The sequence below is a fragment of the Bacillus sp. 1A genome, assembly GCF_052682215.1.
In genome coordinates this window covers 2,020,632-2,039,138 of the sequence record NZ_JBQYLZ010000001.1, presented here as the reverse complement: position 1 = coordinate 2,039,138, position 18,507 = coordinate 2,020,632, and the positions used below count along the sequence as shown (strand labels likewise).

Here is an 18,507-nt window from a genome sequence, read left to right as displayed (position 1 = left end):
AAAAGAACGCAAAAAACACCCGTCCCTAACAAAGGGACGAGTGTTGAAATCGTGGTTCCACCCTTATTCTAATAAAATGAATTTATAACAAAATAAGCTCATTTTATAGCTCGTGTAAATTGATAACGGTTTTATCCGCCAAGAATTACAATGCATCATGCAGTTCACTCTTGAAGTTTAGAGGTGGTAAGTTTGTCTTTCCGTATTAGGAAGCTCACAGCCTAGGCTCCCCTCTCTGAGAATCGTCAAAAACAACTCATGTCCTCATCATTACTTTTATAAAATATCTTGTCGAAACTTGTTGTTTTTTATTATATGGGCTATTTTTTAAAAAATCAATAGTTTTATTTTTTCTGACAAAAAAATATAGGGAGAAAATTTTTCCTCCCTAAAACTGATTTATTAAAATGTCTAATTCCTCAGATGTAACGCTCCGCCATTTTCCCACTTCAAGATCGTCTAGCTCTATATTCAGAATACGAACCCGCTTTAGCTTTGTTACAGTAAATCCGAAAGCACGGCTCATTCTACGAATTTGTCTGTTCATTCCTTGCGTTAAAACGATGCGAAATGTAGACTGATCCACTCTCGTCACTTTACAAGGCTTCGTCATTCCACCCTTAATCTTTACACCGCTGGACATCTCATCAATAAACCAATCTGTAAACGGCTTATCAACCGTAACAATATATTCTTTCTCGTGTTCATGATCTCCGTGTAAAATTTGATTCGCAATCGCACCGTCATTCGTTAATAAAATTAATCCTTCCGACGCTTTATCTAATCGTCCAACAGGAAAAATACGCTCAGGGTAATTAATATAATCAATAATATTGCCTTCAATATGCTCGGCTGCTGTACAAGTAATACCAACTGGTTTATGAAAGGCGATATACACCTTTTCTTTCTCTTCTTTTACAATAACCTGTCCATCAATCGTTACCACATCACCATCGCTCACGAGTGCACCGTGCGTACATATTTGACCGTTAATAGCCACGCGTCCTGCTTTAATGAGGCGATCTGTTTCACGTCTGGAGCATGATTTTGCTTCGCTTATGTATTGGTTGATTTTCATAGCTTATTCCTTTTCCTATATATTAAAAGCGTCAATCTATGGCAATATCACTCTGCCACGATTGACGCTCTTTTACTTCGCAAAAACAACTAAATAAATAACCCCAATTACCAAAAATATTCCACAACAAGCTAACAATACTTTTGCAAGTTTGTCCATAAACATATAATGGTTCCCCTTTGTTTCGTTGTTTGCTATTTTAATTCGACAACTGTTACGCCTAGGCCTCCCTCGCCCATGTCACCGTAACGGAAGTTCTTCACACCGCGGTGTTTCTTCAAGTAATCTTGTACACCTTGGCGAAGCGCTCCTGTTCCTTTACCGTGAATAATTGATACGCGAGGATAGCTTGCAAGCTGTGCATCGTCTAAATATTTTTCAACGCGCATCATTGCATCTTCATAACGTTCACCGCGAAGATCAAGCTCTAACGAAACGTGATAATCTCTACCCTTCACACTTGCAACTGCTTTTTTCTCAGTTTGCTTCGGTGTATTAATGTATTCCATATTGGATTCTTTCACTTTCATCTTCAGAATACCAATTTGTACGCTCCACTCTGTATCACTTACTTTTTCAAGCAATTGACCTTTTTGACCGAACGTTAACACTTTTACTTCATCACCTGCGCGTAATTGTTGTTTTGGCGCTGTGTTTTTCACGTTTACTTTTTGTTTCTTCACAAGCTCTGGCGCCGCACCTTCTAGACGGCTCTTTGCTTCAATAAGCTCATGGTCTTTCACGTTTATAAGCTGTGCTTTACGCAATTGACGAAGTTCTCGAATAATGCCTTCTGCTTCTTTCTTTGCAGCTTCGACTTTTTCTTCCCCTTCTTTTTGCGCTTTTAATAATTTTTCATCGCGCTCATCATTAAATTCAATAATTTGACGCTGTAATTCGCGATGCAGTTTTTCAGATTGCTTGCGAAGTGCTTCTGCTTCGTTCCAGTCACGCTCTGCATTCTTTTGACTTTCTTCTAACTTCGCAATCATATTTTCAATTTTGTTTGTATCTGTACTAATGTGGTTACGAGCTTGATTAATCACGCGATCAGATAGTCCAAGGCGCTTCGAAATTTCAAAAGCATTACTACGTCCTGGTACACCGATTAATAATTTATACGTTGGGCTTAATGTGTTAACGTCGAACTCAACGCTCGCATTAATAACTTTCTCACGGTTATATCCGTATGCTTTTAATTCTGGATAATGCGTCGTAGCAACAACGCGAGCACCACGATTACATACTTCATCTAAAATTGAAATTGCTAATGCAGCCCCTTCTTGCGGGTCTGTTCCAGCACCTAATTCATCGAATAAAACTAAGCTTTCAAAATCAGCTTTTTCTAAAATATCAACAATGTTCACCATATGTGAGGAGAACGTACTTAAACTTTGTTCAATCGATTGCTCATCACCGATATCGGCAAAGATATTTTTAAATACACAAATCTCTGACTCATCCATTACTGGAATGTGAAGGCCAGATTGCGCCATTAATACACAAATACCAACTGTTTTCAGCGTAACTGTTTTACCACCTGTATTCGGCCCTGTAATAACAATTGTCGTAAAATCTTTACCTAACATAATGTTATTTGGCACGATAATTTCTGGATCAATAAGCGGATGACGTGCTTGTCTTAAATCCATATAGCGCTCGTTATTTACAATTGGCTTCGTTGCTTTTATACGCTTCGCATAAAAAGCTTTCGCAAAAATAAAGTCAAGATTCGCAACTACTTCTACGTTAGATAAAACGATATCTGCTTCTACTGCCACTTCTTCTGTTAACATCAATAAGATGCGTTCAATTTCTTGTTTTTCTTTCACTCGTGCTTCTTGAAGCGCGTTATTTAACTCTACAATGACTTGTGGTTCAATAAATAACGTTTGCCCAGAAGCTGATTGATCGTGAACAATACCGCCATATACACCGCGGTATTCTTGTTTTACTGGGATTACGTAACGTTCGTTACGAATCGTTACAATCGCGTCAGACAGCATCTTTTGCGCGTTAGAAGAACGCGTCATGTTTTCTAACTTTTCACGAATACGGCTTTCCGCAGTACGAATTTGAGTACGAATACCACGCAGTTTATCACTTGCGCTATCGACTACTTCACCGCCATCACCGATGCAATTTGTAATTTTCTTTTCTAAATCATATAAAGATATAATTTGAGCGACATGAGTTTCTAAAATAGGAAGCTCAACACCATTATCAACCATATCTTCAATGAAACGTTTCATATTGCGACTACCATACATCGTATTTGCAATATCAAGTAGTTCATTTGGACTTAACATACTCCCAATCTTTGCACGCTTCACATTTGAGCGAATATCCGTAATACCACCTAATGGTGCACTACCTTTTAAACGAATGACTTTCGCTGCTTCATCCGTTGTATCTTGCATTTCTACAATTTCTTCAAAATCAGTGCTTGGCACTAAATGCTTCACTTTGTCACGGCCAAGTGAAGAGGCTGTATGTTCAAGTAATTGTTCTTTTACTTTATTGTATTCTAATACACGCAACGTTCTTTCTAACATGTTGCAGGTCCCCCTTGTGTTACTTATTACGTTTAATATAGTCTAATAAACGTTCGATATCCCACGTGTTAATCACGTTATCTTTTTGAATCCAACCTTTACGTGCTGCCGCTACACCTGTTTCCATATCTTCTAACATTTCAAGCGTATGAGCATCCGTATTAATCGCTACTTTTACACCAGCATCTTGTGCTTGTTTTAATAATTTCGCGCTTAAATCTAGACGATTTGGATTCGCATTTAATTCTAAAACTGTATTTGTCTCTTTTGCGAGTTCAATTAATAAATCTGTATCTACATCGTAACCCTCACGACGCCCAAGAAGGCGTCCTGTCGGATGGGCAATCATTGTGACATGCTTATTCTCCAGCGCAGCACGAAGACGTTTCATAATCGTTTCACGGTCTTGTGAGAAGCTAGAGTGAATCGCTCCAATGACATAATCTAATTCTGCTAATACTTCATCATCAAAATCAAGTGTTGCATCTGGTAAAATGTCCATTTCAATTCCGCGTAAAATTGTAATGTCTGGATACTTTTCGTTCATACGTTCAATTTCTTTCGCTTGTTCACGAAGGCGCTCTTTCGTTAAACCATTCGCTACTTTTAAGTATTGTGAATGGTCGGTAATTGCCATAAATTTATAACCACGAGCACGACATGCCTGTACCATTTCCTCAATCGAAAAGGCACCGTCACTCCACGTTGTATGCATATGTAAATCACCTTGTATATCAGAGAACTGAATTAAGTTCGGATACTCTTTAATTAATTCAATTTCTTTTCCATCTTCACGCACTTCTGGTGGGATGAATGGAAGACCGAAATGAGAGAAGAACTCCTCTTCTGTTTCAAATGTTCTCACTTCACCTGTTTCTAAGTTTTCTACACCGTACTCACTGATTTTCTCGCCTCTATCTTTCGCGATTTGGCGCATTTTTACGTTATGGTCTTTTGATCCTGTGAAATGATGAAGAGTTGTAATAAATTCTTCAGGTTTTACTAAACGGAAATCGATTGAAATATCATATTCATATTGAAGACGAACAGAAACTTTCGTATCTCCACTTGCGATTACTTCAATCATATTATCGAATTGCAGTAAATGCTCACGTACTGTAGCTGGTTCTGACGTTGCAATGATAAAATCTAAATCTTTCACTGTTTCACGAACTCGGCGCAAACTACCAGCGCGAGAGAAACGAATTACTTCAGCGATATTCGACAATTTCTCCTCTATTTCCCCGGCAATAGGCAATACCATTGCGATTGGTAAACGCTCTGGACGAGAGCCTACTTGATCGATTGCTTCTAATATTTTCTCTTCTGTCTTCTTACCGAAACCTGCTAAAGCTTGTACTTTATTTTCCTCACAAACCGCTTTTAGCGATTCCATATCAACAACACCAAGTTCTTTATATAACTTAGCTACCTTTTTACCACCAAGGCCTGGTAATTTTAATAACGGTAATAAGCTACTTGGCACTTCTTTCTCAAGCTCTTGTAATACTTCAGATGTTCCCGATTCTATATATTCTTGAATCACTGCTGCTGTTCCTTTTCCAATGCCCGGAATCTTCGTGAAATCTTCAATTTCAGAAAGACTACGATCGTCACTTTCTAATGCTGCTGCCGCTTTACGAAATGCAGATATTTTAAATGGATTCGCGCCCTTTAGTTCCATAAACAGGCCGATTGTCTCTAATAATTTAATAACTTGTTTTTTATTTACTTTCATCATTGCCCCGCCTTTCTTTCATAGAAAAAAACTCCTCTTTCCGAAAAAAGAGAAGTTATACTCTGCTACCTGTCTGCCATAGTTCCTTCACCTTTTCAGAAAGAATCGGTGTATCGTCTACAATTATTTTGCTAATTGATGATTTTTGTAATGGTGTTTGTACTTGTTCAATCGGAAGAATGTTTCCAATGATAATTAAAACAAACAAAATGATATATACTTCTAAAAATCCGAGGATTGCCCCCGCAAACGCATTGACTTGCTTTAAAACCGGTATTTCTGCAAACATATTTAACAAATTACCAAGTAATGAAAGTGCGATTTTTGTAATAATAAACAATATGATAAACGCAAGCGCTTGATAAAATACTGTTTCAATATTATTTGCATCAATCCATTCTGGAACAGATACGTTTTTATCAAATGGATACGGAATAAATTTCGCAAGTGCTGGCGCTAAATCTTTACAGTACCAGTATGCAACAAGGTATGCGATAATAAAGCTTGTTAACTTTACAAGTTGCAGAATAAACCCTCTGCGTAAGCCGAGGAAAAATCCCATAACAAGCAGTAAAATGATAATAATATCAATCATGTTATTCCATTCCTTTTTTTGTCATACTTTCTTTCAATTTCTCATGTTCTTCTTTTAATTTTATGTAATCGTGTATGACGTTTACCGCCGTCAATACCGCTAGTCTACTCGTGTCAAGCGAAGGATTCTTGGCATTGAGTTCGCGCATTTTATCATCCACAATCGCTGCTACCATGCGGATATGACTTGTACTTTCATCGCCAACAACTGAATATTGTTGACCATAGATTTCTACATTAATTCGACTTTTCTTTCCCTTTTGTTGTGACAACTCACCGGCCTCCAATCACGTACAGAATCCTAAAGTTTATCATACCATGAACCATCATATTATGGAAACAGAAAGAACAATCCGATATGATAAAAATAACAATATAAAAAAAGGGGCGACCACTATGTCAAATTCTATCGTAATTCAAACAAATTCTACAGTAATTGAAGACATGAAACAACAATACAAACAGGCACTTAGCCCAAAAACCCCACAAGGCGGAATCTTCATGGCAAAGGTGCCGTCTTGCACCATTACAGCTTATAAATCTGGAAAAGTAATGTTCCAAGGTGGCCGTGCTGAAGCAGAAGCTTCTCGTTGGCAAACTGTCTCTCAAACACCGAAAACAGCTGTAAAAAAATCTGTCGATTCACACCGTTATGCACCACCTACTTCCATCGGTACAATGTCTATCGTAGGATCAGATGAAGTTGGTACTGGTGATTTCTTCGGACCGATGACAGTAGTTGCTGTATATATGGATGCTAAGCAAATCCCACTGTTAAAAGAACTTGGTGTAAAAGACTCTAAAAACTTAAATGACGATCAAATTACTGCCATTGCAAAACAACTTCTACACGTTGTTCCTTACAGCTCTCTTGTCCTTCATAATGAAAAATATAACGAACTATTTGATAAAGGAAACAACCAAGGTAAGTTAAAAGCTTTACTGCATAATAAAGCTATTACAAACTTATTAGCTAAAATTGCACCTACAAAACCTGAAGGCGTCTTAATCGATCAATTCACACAACCTGATACATACTACAAATATTTAGCAAAACAAAAGCAGGTACAGCGTGAAAATGTTTACTTTGCGACGAAAGGTGAAAGCGTCCATTTAGCAGTAGCCGCTGCTTCTATTTTAGCTCGTTACTCATTCGTAAAACAGTTTAACGAACTAAGCAAAAAAGCTGGTATGCCACTTCCAAAAGGTGCTGGTAAACAAGTTGATATTGCAGCTGCTAAATTAATTCAAAAGCTTGGTAAAGAACGATTACCTGAGTTTGTGAAAATGCATTTCGCTAATAAGGAGAAGGCGTTTCGCTTATTAAAATAGTATCGACAAAAACAGGAGCCTACAAACTCCTGTTTTTTGTTTCACTCTACTATTGTCCTTTTATTTTTGTTACAATTAAAATATACAGATTATTCTAACATAGGAGGAGATTCCCAGTGCTACTTCTACAAATGATTCTAAATATTTTACTAGGCGATCCACACGAAAGACAGTTTGAAATTAGAGAAAACATTCAGCTACTAAGTGAACAACGAGAGTTCAACGATTTAATAGAGCGCTACGGCCGATCTTTCTTATTAAACTTTCGGATTCGAAGATTTATCGGGAAACACGATGCCCGCTTGTTAATACACAATCCAGCAAAACTACAACACTTCTGTGAGGAACTTGAATCTATGATTAGAAAAAAAGGATTGTTTACATAAGGAGGGAATTCATATGAACGCTGTGAAAATTAAAAAGTTATTATATGTTTTTGTACACCTCGTAGGTCCACTTTCTTACTTCATTATTTCTACCATTTGGGGAGCTTTTTTCACTACTAAATCAACATTCGAAAATATATCTGATAACCTTGGCGTTATGGCCATCTATTACGTGTTCATGAGCTTACTGTGGTATTTCTATTTAGATCGATTAGACAAAGATGTAGATAAAATTACAAAGGAAATTAACGATAATAAGGTGTAATACATATAAAAAAAGGAGAGCCGCCAAGACTCTCCTTTTTTATGTTAACTTCTTTTCTGCTTCTTATTTGATGAAGATACTTTATGAGAACCTGTTTCATGTGTCGTCGTTCCTTGTCCTTCTACTTCTGGAGAACCAAGGCTTGATCTTGAATGATCTTTTTTCACTTTTTTACTCATTTATATTCACCCCTTCGCGTTACTTTTTGCTACGAGGTAATAAACTATGCAAAATAAAAAGCGAGAGGAAACCCTCTCGCTTTTTCATATCTTAAAACTCAGAAGAACCTGGAGTTCTTGGGAATGGAATTACGTCACGGATGTTAGCCATGCCAGTAATGTACATTAGGAAGCGCTCGAAACCTAGACCAAATCCAGCATGTTTTGTACCGCCGTATTTTCTAAGTTCTAAGTACCACCAGTAGTCCTCTTCGTTCATACCTAATTCTTTAATTCTGTCTACTAAAACGTCCATTCTTTCTTCACGTTGACTTCCGCCGATTAATTCGCCGATGCCAGGAACTAGAAGGTCAGTAGCAGCTACTGTTTTTCCATCTTCATTCATACGCATGTAGAACGCTTTAATGTCTTTCGGATAGTCAGTTACGAATACAGGGCGTTTGAAGATTTCTTCTGATAAGTATCTTTCGTGCTCTGTTTGTAAATCAATACCCCATTCTACTGGGTATTTGAAGTCAGCACCCGATTCTTGAAGTACTTTAATTGCTTCTGTATATGTGATACGACCGAAGTCAGAGTTAATTACGTTGTTCATGCGCTCTAGAACTGTTTTATCAACGAAGCTGTTGAAGAAGTCCATTTCTTCTGGTGCATGCTCTAGTACGTATTTCATTGCATATTTCAGCATATCTTCTGTAAGATCCATTACGTCGCCTAATTCAGCGAATGCAATCTCCGGCTCAACCATCCAGAACTCAGCTGCATGACGAGTTGTGTTTGAATTTTCTGCACGGAATGTAGGTCCGAATGTGTATACGTCACGGAATGCTAATGCATAAGCTTCAGCGTTCAGCTGTCCACTTACTGTTAAGTTTGTTTCTTTGCCGAAGAAGTCTTTTGATTCATCAACTTGTCCGTCTTCACCTTTTGGTACGTTGTTTAAATTTTGCGTTGTTACGCGGAACATTTCGCCTGCACCTTCTGTATCACTACCAGTGATGATTGGTGTATGAACATGTACGAATCCACGCTCTTGGAAGAACTGGTGAATCGCAAATGCTGCGACAGAACGTACACGGAACGTTGCAGAGAATGCATTTGTTCTTGGACGTAAGTGAGCGATTGTACGTAAATATTCAAACGTATGACGTTTCTTTTGAAGTGGGTAATCAGAATCTGATAAGCCCTCGATATCAATTTTTTCTGCTTTAATTTCAAATGGTTGCTTCGCTCCAGGCGTTGCAATTACTGTACCTTCTACTTTAACTGAAGAGCTAAGTGGAAGTTTTGCAATTTCTTTGAAGTTTTCTAACTCTGTATCGAAAACGATTTGAACGCTTTTGAAGAAGCTACCGTCGTTTAATTCGATGAAACCAAATGCTTTTGAATCACGTAAGTTACGAATCCACCCTGATACTTGTACTGTTTGACCTGCGTATTTATCTGTATCTCTATACAGACTTTTTACTAATGTGTTTTCCATAGTGAAATTCTCCTTTGCACATATATTTAAATACAAAAAAACCTTTCATCCATAAAGGGACGAAAGGTTAAACTTCGCGGTACCACCCAATTTGTCATAAAGACCAACTTTAACTCGTATGTAATACATACTTCCCGGTTTGTAACAGGCCGGATTCCCGTCTAAGCCTACTCTTGAATACAAGTTTCAATTTCGGTTAGCAACTCCAAGGTGTTCTTCACATATACCGCCTCATCAGGCTCTCACCGTCCCTGACTCGCTTTGGATTATAGTATATACTACTTTTCCTTATCATCGTCTTTCATTTTGTTAAACTAAAATTAATGTACTACATTCGAGAGAAAGATGCAAGATACCAAAAAATATATCAGCGATTTTTGTAATATATCGATTTTCCGACAATCGTGCCATAAAAAAATTGCCGGACTTAATCCGGCAATCTTTTATTACTTACGTAACTCCGCACCAAATTTCTCTTCTACCGTTGTTAATACACGGTTATGTGCTTCTGTTACTTCTTCGTCTGTTAACGTACGTTCTGCATCGAAGTAGGTCATAGAGAATGCAAGTGACTTCTTGCCTTCTTCCATTTTTTCACCTTCGTATAAGTCGAATAACGTTACGTCTTTCAGAAGTTCTCCGCCAGCTTCAGCAATGACTTGCTTCATTTCGCCAGCTTTTGTTTCTTTTGTTACGACAACAGCCATATCACGTGTCATAGATGGGAAACGTGGAATTGCTGCGTAGTAAGTTTCTTCTGCGTCTGCACCAAATACTTTTACAAGAGATAATTCGAATACGAATGTATTTTTCACATCTAATTGTTTTTCTGCTTCTGGGTGCAATTGACCGATGAAACCAATTACTTCGCCATCTAATACGATGTCAGCTGTACGACCTGGGTGCATACCTTCACGTTTTGCTGGTGCATAAGTGATTTGGTTTGCAACGCCAAGTACGTCGAATAATCCTTCTAGTACACCTTTCACAACGAAGAAGTCTACTACTTTCTTCTCACCTTGCCATGCATGGTGAAGAGCAAGTCCTGTCATAACACCTGCAAGATGTTGTTCTTCTTTCGGAAGTTCTCCTGCTTCTGTTGGTAAGAAGACAGAACCTACTTCGTATAAAGCAACACTATCGTTTTTACGTGCCACATTATATGAAACAGCTTCTAGTAATTGCGGTACTAAACTTAAACGAAGTTGGCTACGCTCTTCACTCATTGGAAGTGCAAGGTTTACAGGAGCTTTTTCATTTGGCTCAACCATATATTGCTTCGCTTTATCAGCGCTTGTTAATGAATATGTGATCGCTTCATATAAACCAGCACCCTCTAGGAATCGACGTACTTTACGACGTTTCGTTTGTGCTGATGTTAATTTACCACGAGTCATTGTTCCAGAAGGTAATGTAACTGGAATGTGGTCATAACCGTATAGACGACCCACTTCTTCTACTAAGTCTTCTGAAATTGTAATATCAGGACGACGTGCTGGTACATTCACATGGAATGTTCCTTCTACTTCTGTGAATGGGAATTTCAAGTTTGTGAACATTGTACCCATTTCACTTGCAGAAATATTTGTACCTAATACACGGTTTACTTTTTCAGCAGTAACAGATACTGTACGCTCTTGTACTTGTAAGTTGTCAGCTTCTACTACACCTTCAAGTGCTTCTCCGCCAGCGTATTTTGCCATTAAAGCAGCTGCGTGTTGAATTGCTTCAAATGTACGTGTTGGGTCGATTCCTTTTTCAAAACGTGCGCTTGATTCACTACGAAGACCTAAGTCTTTTGATGTACGGCGCACTGTTTGACCTGCAAAGTATGCAGATTCAATTAAAACGTTTACTGTCTCATTTGTAACTTCAGAATCCGCTCCGCCCATTACACCAGCAACAGCTAAAGCTTTTGTTCCGTTTGTAATTACAAGGTGGTGGCTTTGTAACGTACGCTCTTGATCATCTAACGTTTCAATTTTTTCGCCTTCTTTTGCAAGACGAACAACGATTTCTTTTGAACCTAATTTATCGTAATCGAATGCATGTAACGGTTGACCGTATTCCATTAAAATGTAGTTTGTAATATCAACTACATTGCTAATTGGACGAATGCCAGCTGCCATAAGGCGCGTTTGCATCCACATTGGTGATGGACCAATCTTTACGTTTTTCACCATTTTTGCAATATATAATGGGTTTTCTTCTTTCGCTTCTACACTTACAGAAATGTAATCAGAAGTTTTTTCTGCCGTTTCTTGTAAGCTGATAGCTGGAAGTTTTACTTCACGGCCATAAATAGCAGCGACTTCATATGCAACACCTAACATGTTTAAGCAATCTGCACGGTTTGGTGTTAAACCAAGCTCAAGTACTTCATCATGTAAGTTTAAAATTTCAAGTGCGTCTGCACCAACTTCAGCGTCACTTGGGAAGATGAAGATACCGTCTGCATATTCTTTTGAAACTAACTTTCCATCAATACCAAGCTCTTGAAGCGCACAAACCATACCGTGCGAAGCTTCACCGCGTAGTTTTGCTTTTTTAATTTTGAAGTTACCAGGAAGTACAGCACCAACTTTTGCAACTGGTACTTTTAAACCTTTTGCAATATTAGCAGCTCCACAAATAATTTGAACGGGCTCTTCTTCACCGATATCGATTAAACATTTGCTTAATTTATCAGCTTCTGGGTGTTTTTCACATTCTAATACGTGACCAACTACAACACCTTTTACACCTTTATTTAATACTTCAACACCTTCTACTTCAATACCACTTTTCGTGATTTTGTCTGCTAGTTCTTGTGCTGTTACATCCTTAATATCTACATACTCTTGTAACCAACGATATGATACGAACATACTTATCCTCTCCTTCCCTTACGCTCGTTTGAATTGTTGTAAGAAACGTACATCATTTGTATAGAAATGACGAATGTCATCTACGCCGTATTTCAACATTGCGATACGCTCTGCGCCCATACCGAATGCGAAACCTTGATATTCTTTTGAATCATAACCAGCCATTTCAAGTACGTTCGGGTGAACCATACCTGCGCCTAAAATTTCGATCCAGCCAGTTCCTTTACAAGTGCCGCAACCTTTGCCGTGACACATCATACAAGAAATATCCATCTCTACAGATGGCTCTGTGAATGGGAAGAAACTTGGACGAAGACGGATTTCACGATCTTCACCGAACATCTTTTTCACGAATACTTGCAGTGTACCTTTTAAGTCACTCATGCGAATGTTTTTATCAATTACAAGACCTTCAATTTGCATGAATTGGTGTGAATGCGTCGCATCATCGTCATCGCGGCGATACACTTTACCAGGACAAATAATTTTAATTGGGCCTTTTTCTTTATTATTTTCCATCGTACGTGCTTGCACAGAAGATGTATGTGTACGTAGTAACGTTTCTTCTGTAATGTAGAATGTATCTTGCATATCACGCGCTGGGTGATCTTTCGGTAAATTTAATGCTTCGAAGTTGTAGTAGTCTTTTTCTACTTCTGTTCCTTCAGCTACTTCATAACCCATACCGATGAATACATCTTCAATTTGTTCAACAACAGCTGTTAACGGATGGTGACAACCTGTTTCAACAGGACGACCTGGTAGTGTAACATCAATTGTTTCCGTAGCTAATTTCGCTTCAATTACTGCTTTTTCTAAGTTACCAATTTTGTCTTCTAAACGCGTTTGGATTGCTTCACGTACTTCATTTACTAATGCTCCCATACGTGGACGCTCTTCTGCTGATAATTTTCCCATGCCGCGTAATACTTCTGTAATTGGACCTTTTTTTCCTAAATATGCTACGCGTACGTCGTTTAAGCCCTTTAGCTCTTTCGCTTCTTCAATAAGCTCTAACGCTTTTTGCTTTAGCTCTTTTAAACGTGCTTCCATTTGGAACCCTCCTAATTTTAAAAATAAAAAAACCTCGCTCCCAAAAAGGGACGAGGTAAATTCGCGGTACCACCCTAAATTGACAGACCAGGTCTGCCCACTCATTAGTTATAACGATCAATTCTGACCGGAACGCCTTTACATATATATGGTCCTGGCGTCAACTCCAGAGGTGAATTCACTTCCGTCTACCATAAGAATGCTTTCAGTCTAAGGCATTCTCTCCCTATATGGCGATTTTGTAAGTTACTCTTCTCTATCAACGTTTTTCGTTATTTAACTTTTAATATAATATACTTCAACTTATTATAAGAAGTTTTTTATTTGTTCGCAACTGGGCTTTGTAAATAATACGTTAAAATCCCTGCTGCAACCGCAACATTTAATGATTCTGCCCCGCCGTAAATCGGAATATACAAGTTTTGATCCGTTTTTGCAAGAATTTCTTGGCTTACGCCGCTTCCTTCATTTCCTACAATTAATGCAAAACCACCAGCTGGCGTTACTTCACCATACGGAACTCCATTTTCAAGAGCTGTTCCATATACAGGAACGTTATTTTCTTTTAACTTGTCTACCCACTCTTCTAAGTTCCCTTTTACAACTGGTAAATGGAAAATAGAACCTTGTGTAGAGCGAAGCACTTTACTATTATATGCATCAACGCATCCTTCTCCAAGCACAACAGCATGAATACCAGCTGCATCAGCTGTACGAATAATTGTCCCTAAGTTGCCCGGGTCTTGAAGACCATCCAATAAAAGAAACTTTCCATCTGCAAGAGCTACTTCACTCTCATGTTTCTCACAAACAGCAAATACCCCTTGCGTCGTTTCTGTTTCACGTAGTACTTTTACGATTGCTTCAGGTACGATATACATTTCCACATCATTAACTGTCCAATCTTTCGGAAGATCTGTCTGATCAGAAACGATAAGTTCTGTTACAACTCCTGCTTTTAAAGCTTCTTCCACTAAGTGGAATCCTTCTACAAAAAATAAACCTTTTTTATCGCGCTCTTTTTTCGTCTGCAGCTTTTTCCACTGCTTCACACGCGGATTTTGCACTGAATCAATGTTTTTCATAATATGTATTTCCCTCTCTTCTTGTCTTATCATTATAGCCTATTTTTCATACATATTTACATAAAAAAGAACAAAAACTAACGTCAGTTTCAATTCTGAAGAAGAGGTGAAAATAATGAGTTTTAATTTACGCGGTGCTGTATTAGCGAATGTATCTGGAAATTCACAAGATCAATTACAAGAAACGATTGTCGATGCAATTCAAAGCGGTGAAGAAAAAATGCTTCCAGGTCTTGGCGTTTTATTCGAAGTCATTTGGAAAAATGCTGATGAAAATGAAAAACACGAAATGTTAGGAACACTGGAGCAGGGATTAAAAAAATAAACAATAAAAGGTCACCTTAGAAAAAAAACTAAGGTGACCTTTTATGTCTATAAAATTTTTCTTCTCCTAAACATTTCTACTTTACTAACGCTACCCCGATGGAGTACAATGTTCAAAATACATTTAAACCGATCGATTTTCTTTATAGACACCATTAGATAAAAAGGAGTGAATGTTTTATGCACCGTATTACGCTTGAACAAATTTTCAAACACCATATTACACAAAAATACGTAAATCGTTCTGGGATGGTCCACGCGATTGCTGTCGCTTACCATGCGTTTCACTTAGCTAAAAAGCATCACGCCTCAGTCGATGCTGCAACAAAAGCTGGTTTCCTTCATGATATCGGACATCACACATGGTACAGTGAGGGAGAATGGGATTATGACTTGTATAAAAAGAATGATATCCATGCAATTAAAGGAGCAGAAAGAGCTCATAAATTACTTATTAGATTAGGGGAACATCCGAAACTAGCAAAAGAAATTTCTATCGCGATTCTTCTTCATACAGATTCTTTCTTAGTACAGCAAGAAATTGAAAGGACATCTCTTCAAAACATTATTAAATGGGCAGACGAAGCAGATGAAGAACCGGGCGGAGCGCATCATTATAGAACGATTTCTTATGAAAAAGCACTTAAAGCTATTCAGCAGTTAGACCGATTGGTAGAACGTGAATTGCAAATAGAGCAATCAAAATCGAATAACAAGGCAGAACATAGTTATCAATGAGAAAGAGGCATCACTATAGGGTGATACCTCTTTTATTATTTTATGGAAAATACACCTTTATATGTAATATTTAAATATTACATATAAAAACAAAATACTTTACAATTAAATATACAAATATAAAGAGGTGATTTTACAAATGCAACCCGCTACACAACTTTCTAATGAACAGAAATACTCTATGTCATGGGGACAATTTATTAGCTCCGTTTTATTCGCTTTTTTCGGAACCGGACTTATTACTGTGTTCCTCGCAATGCCCTTAACAATTTATACAGCCGGTCTTACAGATAAAAAACAAATTGCCCTGTATGAATCTATTGCAAATACTGCAAGTATCGTATTACAACTAGCCGTGTTGTTATTCTTCATTTTTAAATTCGAACCCGCAAAAAAATTACTACTAAAATCTTTTAACTTTAAAGCACTTAAAGAATGGCATACATACGTATACTTACTTCTTTTCTTCACTATAAATATTTTACTCAATTACATCTTGTTAAATTATATGTTCCAAGACGCAACAAAGCAGCAATCTTCCGCACTTAACTTAGATGCTTTCAAGCAGTATCAAATATTATTACTTCTCGGCTTCGCAATACTTACACCAATTTTTGAAGAGCTGATTTTCCGTGGTTTTATACTCCGCTTCTTCTCAGAACGCTTTCCATTTTGGATTGCAGCTATCGTAACAAGCTTCTTCTTCGGTATCGCTCATACATACTCACTTGGCGTAATGGTAATTACTTTCTTCATGGGATTATTAATGGCTATTTTATGTAAAAAAACAAAATCCATTATTCCAGCTATGTTATTTCATATTATGAATAATATGTTGGCATTTTTGAGCTAAAAAGAGGTATCATTGCGATACCTCTTTTATTACAACTTCAAACTCTTCCGTTTGCACAGAACATCAATGTAAAATCATTACTGTCTGTAAATATTAGCTTCAAAATATCATTTTTACTACACTGATGACTTTTTTGTATAAATATTCTATAATCTTTATATATATAACTATAAAACAAGTAAGGATAGGTGATTCACTATTATACAAGCCACGCAACTAACTTACCCACAAAAACACCCTATGTCACTCTCACAATTTCTATTTTCACTCGTTTTTGCGATTTGGGGAACAGGATTCCTAGCCAATCTCTTTATAGGCCTTCCTACCGTTATTTATACAGAAGGTTTAACCGATCCAAAACAAATTGCTTTAACAAAATCACTTACTACTTTTGGGAGGCATTTATTTGTATTGTGCATTTTATTAATTTTAATTTATGCATATAAGCCATTAAGAAATTTAATTGTCCCAACACTAAACTTTACAGCATTAAAAAAAGTAAGCACATACATCTATATCATTCTTTTTTACGGACTACATATCGTTAATGATATATTTATAATTAATAATATTTTTCCTGATGCGGTAAAAGAGCAGTCATCCGCTTTAGACCTAGAAATGTTAAAACAATACAAACTATTATTGCTAATAGGTGGCGCTATACTTGTACCTATTTTTGAAGAACTTATAGTCCGCGGTATTATTCTTCACTTCCTACAACAGCGCTTCCCATTTTGGATTGCAGCGTTTGGGTCTAGCTTCCTCTTCGGAATAGGTCATATATACTCAACTGGTGTGATGTTTAGTATGTTCATCATGGGTCTATTTATGGCCATTTTATGTAAAAAAACAAAATCCATTATTCCAGCTATATTACTTCATATTATGAATAATATGTTAGCCTTTTTAGGATAAAGAGAGGTATCATCACGATACCTCTCTTTACTCTTTTATCACAACTTCGAACTCTTCTTCCGTTAGCACTTTTCGATAATCCGTTTTCTTTTCTCCTTCTTCACCAGAAGTTAGGACAGGTGTCAGTATAATTTTCGTTACATTATCCTCTAGTTTTTCAAACCGCCAATAACTATTTTTGGATAGTGTATGTCCTGAAACTGGTTTTAGCTCTTTCCCATCTTGATCTTTTCCCATAAATGTTACATCTAACTTTGTTCCGTTCAACATCTTATAGTTCAACTTCGCAGATATATGCGAAACTTTTAAATCTTCCACTTCTATTTTTTGACCATTTTCTAATTTAAAATGTTTATGGATTGGGATTGTTTTCGTTTCTGCTTTTAATTTGTCTCCAGATGCTTTAAAAGAAAATCCCCATTCTCCTTTTATTGATGTTTTACCTTTTAACGGCATAAGTCTTCTATATACAATTTGTATATCTAGTTCCCCATCCAATACCATTGGATTCATTTGTGAATCTTTCAAATTTGTAGTAGTAAAAAATGTGTATGTATAATCATTTACTTTTTGTTTACCTCCACCACCACTACCATTTAACTCTTTTCCATTTATATAAACATCTGGGTGCGGTAAAAAAATCCCCCCTAGATTAACACTGTTAGACTTAAACGTACTATTAACAATAATCTGCCCTTCATCTATCATCACTTCATCTAATCGTACTTCTACACCGTTATCATTAACTGTTTGTCCTATTGTCGTTTTATATTCTTTTAAAGGTTCCCCTCTACTGTTTACATAGTCTTCCATTTTACTTCCGATTAACGGTATATCCGCAATCATCCTTCTCATATCTACAGTCATCATCATAATAAATAATGCCGCAGCCGATGTTACAATCGCTACATTCCGTTTCGTATGAGCTTTGTTCTTGTTTATTTTTTTACGAATTCGCTTTTTTATTTTCTGTTTCTCTATGTGCGTTAAGTTAACCTCTTCATATTCATTCTCATCCATTTTTATATCATTTAACATTTCATATGGATCTTTCATTTTCTT

At 37.1% G+C, this 18,507-nt stretch carries 18 protein-coding genes and 3 other annotated features; of the genes, 7 read left to right on the top strand and 11 right to left on the bottom strand.

Annotated elements, in window-relative coordinates; translation table 11 throughout:
* Positions 1-29 precede the first annotated feature (29 nt).
* Positions 30-280 (bottom strand) — a binding site (T-box leader).
* Between the two features lie 108 nt (positions 281-388).
* The 5 genes from ACUN0F_RS10280 to zapA form a co-directional block, all read right to left on the bottom strand.
* Positions 389-1,078: a 23S rRNA pseudouridine(2604) synthase RluF gene (locus tag ACUN0F_RS10280; RefSeq protein ID WP_445539458.1), complete on the bottom strand. Its 690-nt coding sequence runs from the start codon at positions 1,076-1,078 to the stop codon at positions 389-391.
* 194 nt (positions 1,079-1,272) lie between these two features.
* The gene (locus ACUN0F_RS10275) at positions 1,273-3,633 is read right to left on the bottom strand and encodes an endonuclease MutS2 (RefSeq protein WP_000893721.1); all 2,361 of its coding nucleotides are present in this window, start codon (positions 3,631-3,633) and stop codon (positions 1,273-1,275) included.
* 19 nt (positions 3,634-3,652) lie between these two features.
* Positions 3,653-5,371 carry a DNA polymerase/3'-5' exonuclease PolX gene (polX, locus tag ACUN0F_RS10270; RefSeq protein ID WP_000867528.1) on the bottom strand — a complete coding sequence of 573 codons (1,719 nt, stop codon included), beginning with the start codon at positions 5,369-5,371 and terminating at the stop codon, positions 3,653-3,655.
* Positions 5,372-5,426: 55 nt separating this feature from the next.
* Positions 5,427-5,966 carry a CvpA family protein gene (locus ACUN0F_RS10265; RefSeq protein WP_000565409.1) on the bottom strand — a complete coding sequence of 180 codons (540 nt, stop codon included), beginning with the start codon at positions 5,964-5,966 and terminating at the stop codon, positions 5,427-5,429.
* Position 5,967: 1 nt separating this feature from the next.
* Positions 5,968-6,237 carry a cell division protein ZapA gene (gene zapA, locus ACUN0F_RS10260; protein ID WP_000082701.1) on the bottom strand — a complete coding sequence of 90 codons (270 nt, stop codon included), beginning with the start codon at positions 6,235-6,237 and terminating at the stop codon, positions 5,968-5,970.
* A 124-nt stretch (positions 6,238-6,361) separates the two neighbouring features.
* Between zapA and rnhC the strand changes: the two genes are divergently transcribed.
* From rnhC to ACUN0F_RS10245, 3 genes are all read left to right on the top strand, one after another.
* Entirely contained in the window at positions 6,362-7,297 is a 936-nt protein-coding gene (rnhC, locus tag ACUN0F_RS10255; RefSeq protein WP_445539457.1) for a ribonuclease HIII, read from the top strand.
* Positions 7,298-7,413: 116 nt separating this feature from the next.
* Entirely contained in the window at positions 7,414-7,683 is a 270-nt protein-coding gene (locus ACUN0F_RS10250; RefSeq protein WP_000925542.1) for a hypothetical protein, read from the top strand.
* Between the two features lie 13 nt (positions 7,684-7,696).
* On the top strand, positions 7,697-7,948 hold the full coding sequence (locus ACUN0F_RS10245) for a hypothetical protein (protein ID WP_000994734.1): 252 nt from the start codon (positions 7,697-7,699) through the stop codon (positions 7,946-7,948).
* 44 nt (positions 7,949-7,992) lie between these two features.
* Here ACUN0F_RS10245 and ACUN0F_RS10240 read toward each other — a convergent pair whose 3' ends face one another.
* From ACUN0F_RS10240 to ACUN0F_RS10220, 5 genes are all read right to left on the bottom strand, one after another.
* On the bottom strand, positions 7,993-8,127 hold the full coding sequence (locus tag ACUN0F_RS10240; protein ID WP_000039594.1) for a YuzL family protein: 135 nt from the start codon (positions 8,125-8,127) through the stop codon (positions 7,993-7,995).
* Between the two features lie 91 nt (positions 8,128-8,218).
* Positions 8,219-9,610, bottom strand: a complete 1,392-nt coding sequence (asnS, locus tag ACUN0F_RS10235; RefSeq protein WP_000432173.1) for an asparagine--tRNA ligase — start codon at positions 9,608-9,610, stop codon at positions 8,219-8,221.
* A 52-nt stretch (positions 9,611-9,662) separates the two neighbouring features.
* Positions 9,663-9,914, bottom strand: a binding site (T-box leader).
* A gap of 142 nt (positions 9,915-10,056) precedes the next feature.
* Positions 10,057-12,477: a phenylalanine--tRNA ligase subunit beta gene (gene pheT / locus ACUN0F_RS10230; protein ID WP_046956242.1), complete on the bottom strand. Its 2,421-nt coding sequence runs from the start codon at positions 12,475-12,477 to the stop codon at positions 10,057-10,059.
* Positions 12,478-12,495: 18 nt separating this feature from the next.
* On the bottom strand, positions 12,496-13,530 hold the full coding sequence (pheS, locus tag ACUN0F_RS10225) for a phenylalanine--tRNA ligase subunit alpha (RefSeq protein ID WP_000388220.1): 1,035 nt from the start codon (positions 13,528-13,530) through the stop codon (positions 12,496-12,498).
* A gap of 43 nt (positions 13,531-13,573) precedes the next feature.
* Positions 13,574-13,802, bottom strand: a binding site (T-box leader).
* Between the two features lie 48 nt (positions 13,803-13,850).
* The gene (locus ACUN0F_RS10220) at positions 13,851-14,648 is read right to left on the bottom strand and encodes a TrmH family RNA methyltransferase (RefSeq protein WP_445539456.1); all 798 of its coding nucleotides are present in this window, start codon (positions 14,646-14,648) and stop codon (positions 13,851-13,853) included.
* 82 nt (positions 14,649-14,730) lie between these two features.
* On the opposite strand from ACUN0F_RS10220, the gene sspI reads away from it, so the two are divergent.
* The 4 genes from sspI to ACUN0F_RS10200 all read left to right on the top strand — a co-directional run bounded on the left by sspI (position 14,731) and on the right by ACUN0F_RS10200 (position 17,445).
* Positions 14,731-14,940: a small acid-soluble spore protein SspI gene (gene sspI / locus ACUN0F_RS10215; RefSeq protein WP_000009511.1), complete on the top strand. Its 210-nt coding sequence runs from the start codon at positions 14,731-14,733 to the stop codon at positions 14,938-14,940.
* Positions 14,941-15,119: 179 nt separating this feature from the next.
* Positions 15,120-15,677, top strand: a complete 558-nt coding sequence (locus tag ACUN0F_RS10210; RefSeq protein ID WP_000554785.1) for an HD domain-containing protein — start codon at positions 15,120-15,122, stop codon at positions 15,675-15,677.
* 139 nt (positions 15,678-15,816) lie between these two features.
* The gene (locus tag ACUN0F_RS10205) at positions 15,817-16,530 is read left to right on the top strand and encodes a lysostaphin resistance A-like protein (RefSeq protein ID WP_445539455.1); all 714 of its coding nucleotides are present in this window, start codon (positions 15,817-15,819) and stop codon (positions 16,528-16,530) included.
* Between the two features lie 240 nt (positions 16,531-16,770).
* The gene (locus ACUN0F_RS10200) at positions 16,771-17,445 is read left to right on the top strand and encodes a lysostaphin resistance A-like protein (RefSeq protein WP_445539454.1); all 675 of its coding nucleotides are present in this window, start codon (positions 16,771-16,773) and stop codon (positions 17,443-17,445) included.
* A 27-nt stretch (positions 17,446-17,472) separates the two neighbouring features.
* Here ACUN0F_RS10200 and ACUN0F_RS10195 read toward each other — a convergent pair whose 3' ends face one another.
* On the bottom strand, positions 17,473-18,501 hold the full coding sequence (locus ACUN0F_RS10195) for a DUF4179 domain-containing protein (RefSeq protein ID WP_445539453.1): 1,029 nt from the start codon (positions 18,499-18,501) through the stop codon (positions 17,473-17,475).
* Between the last annotated feature and the right edge of the window lie 6 nt (positions 18,502-18,507).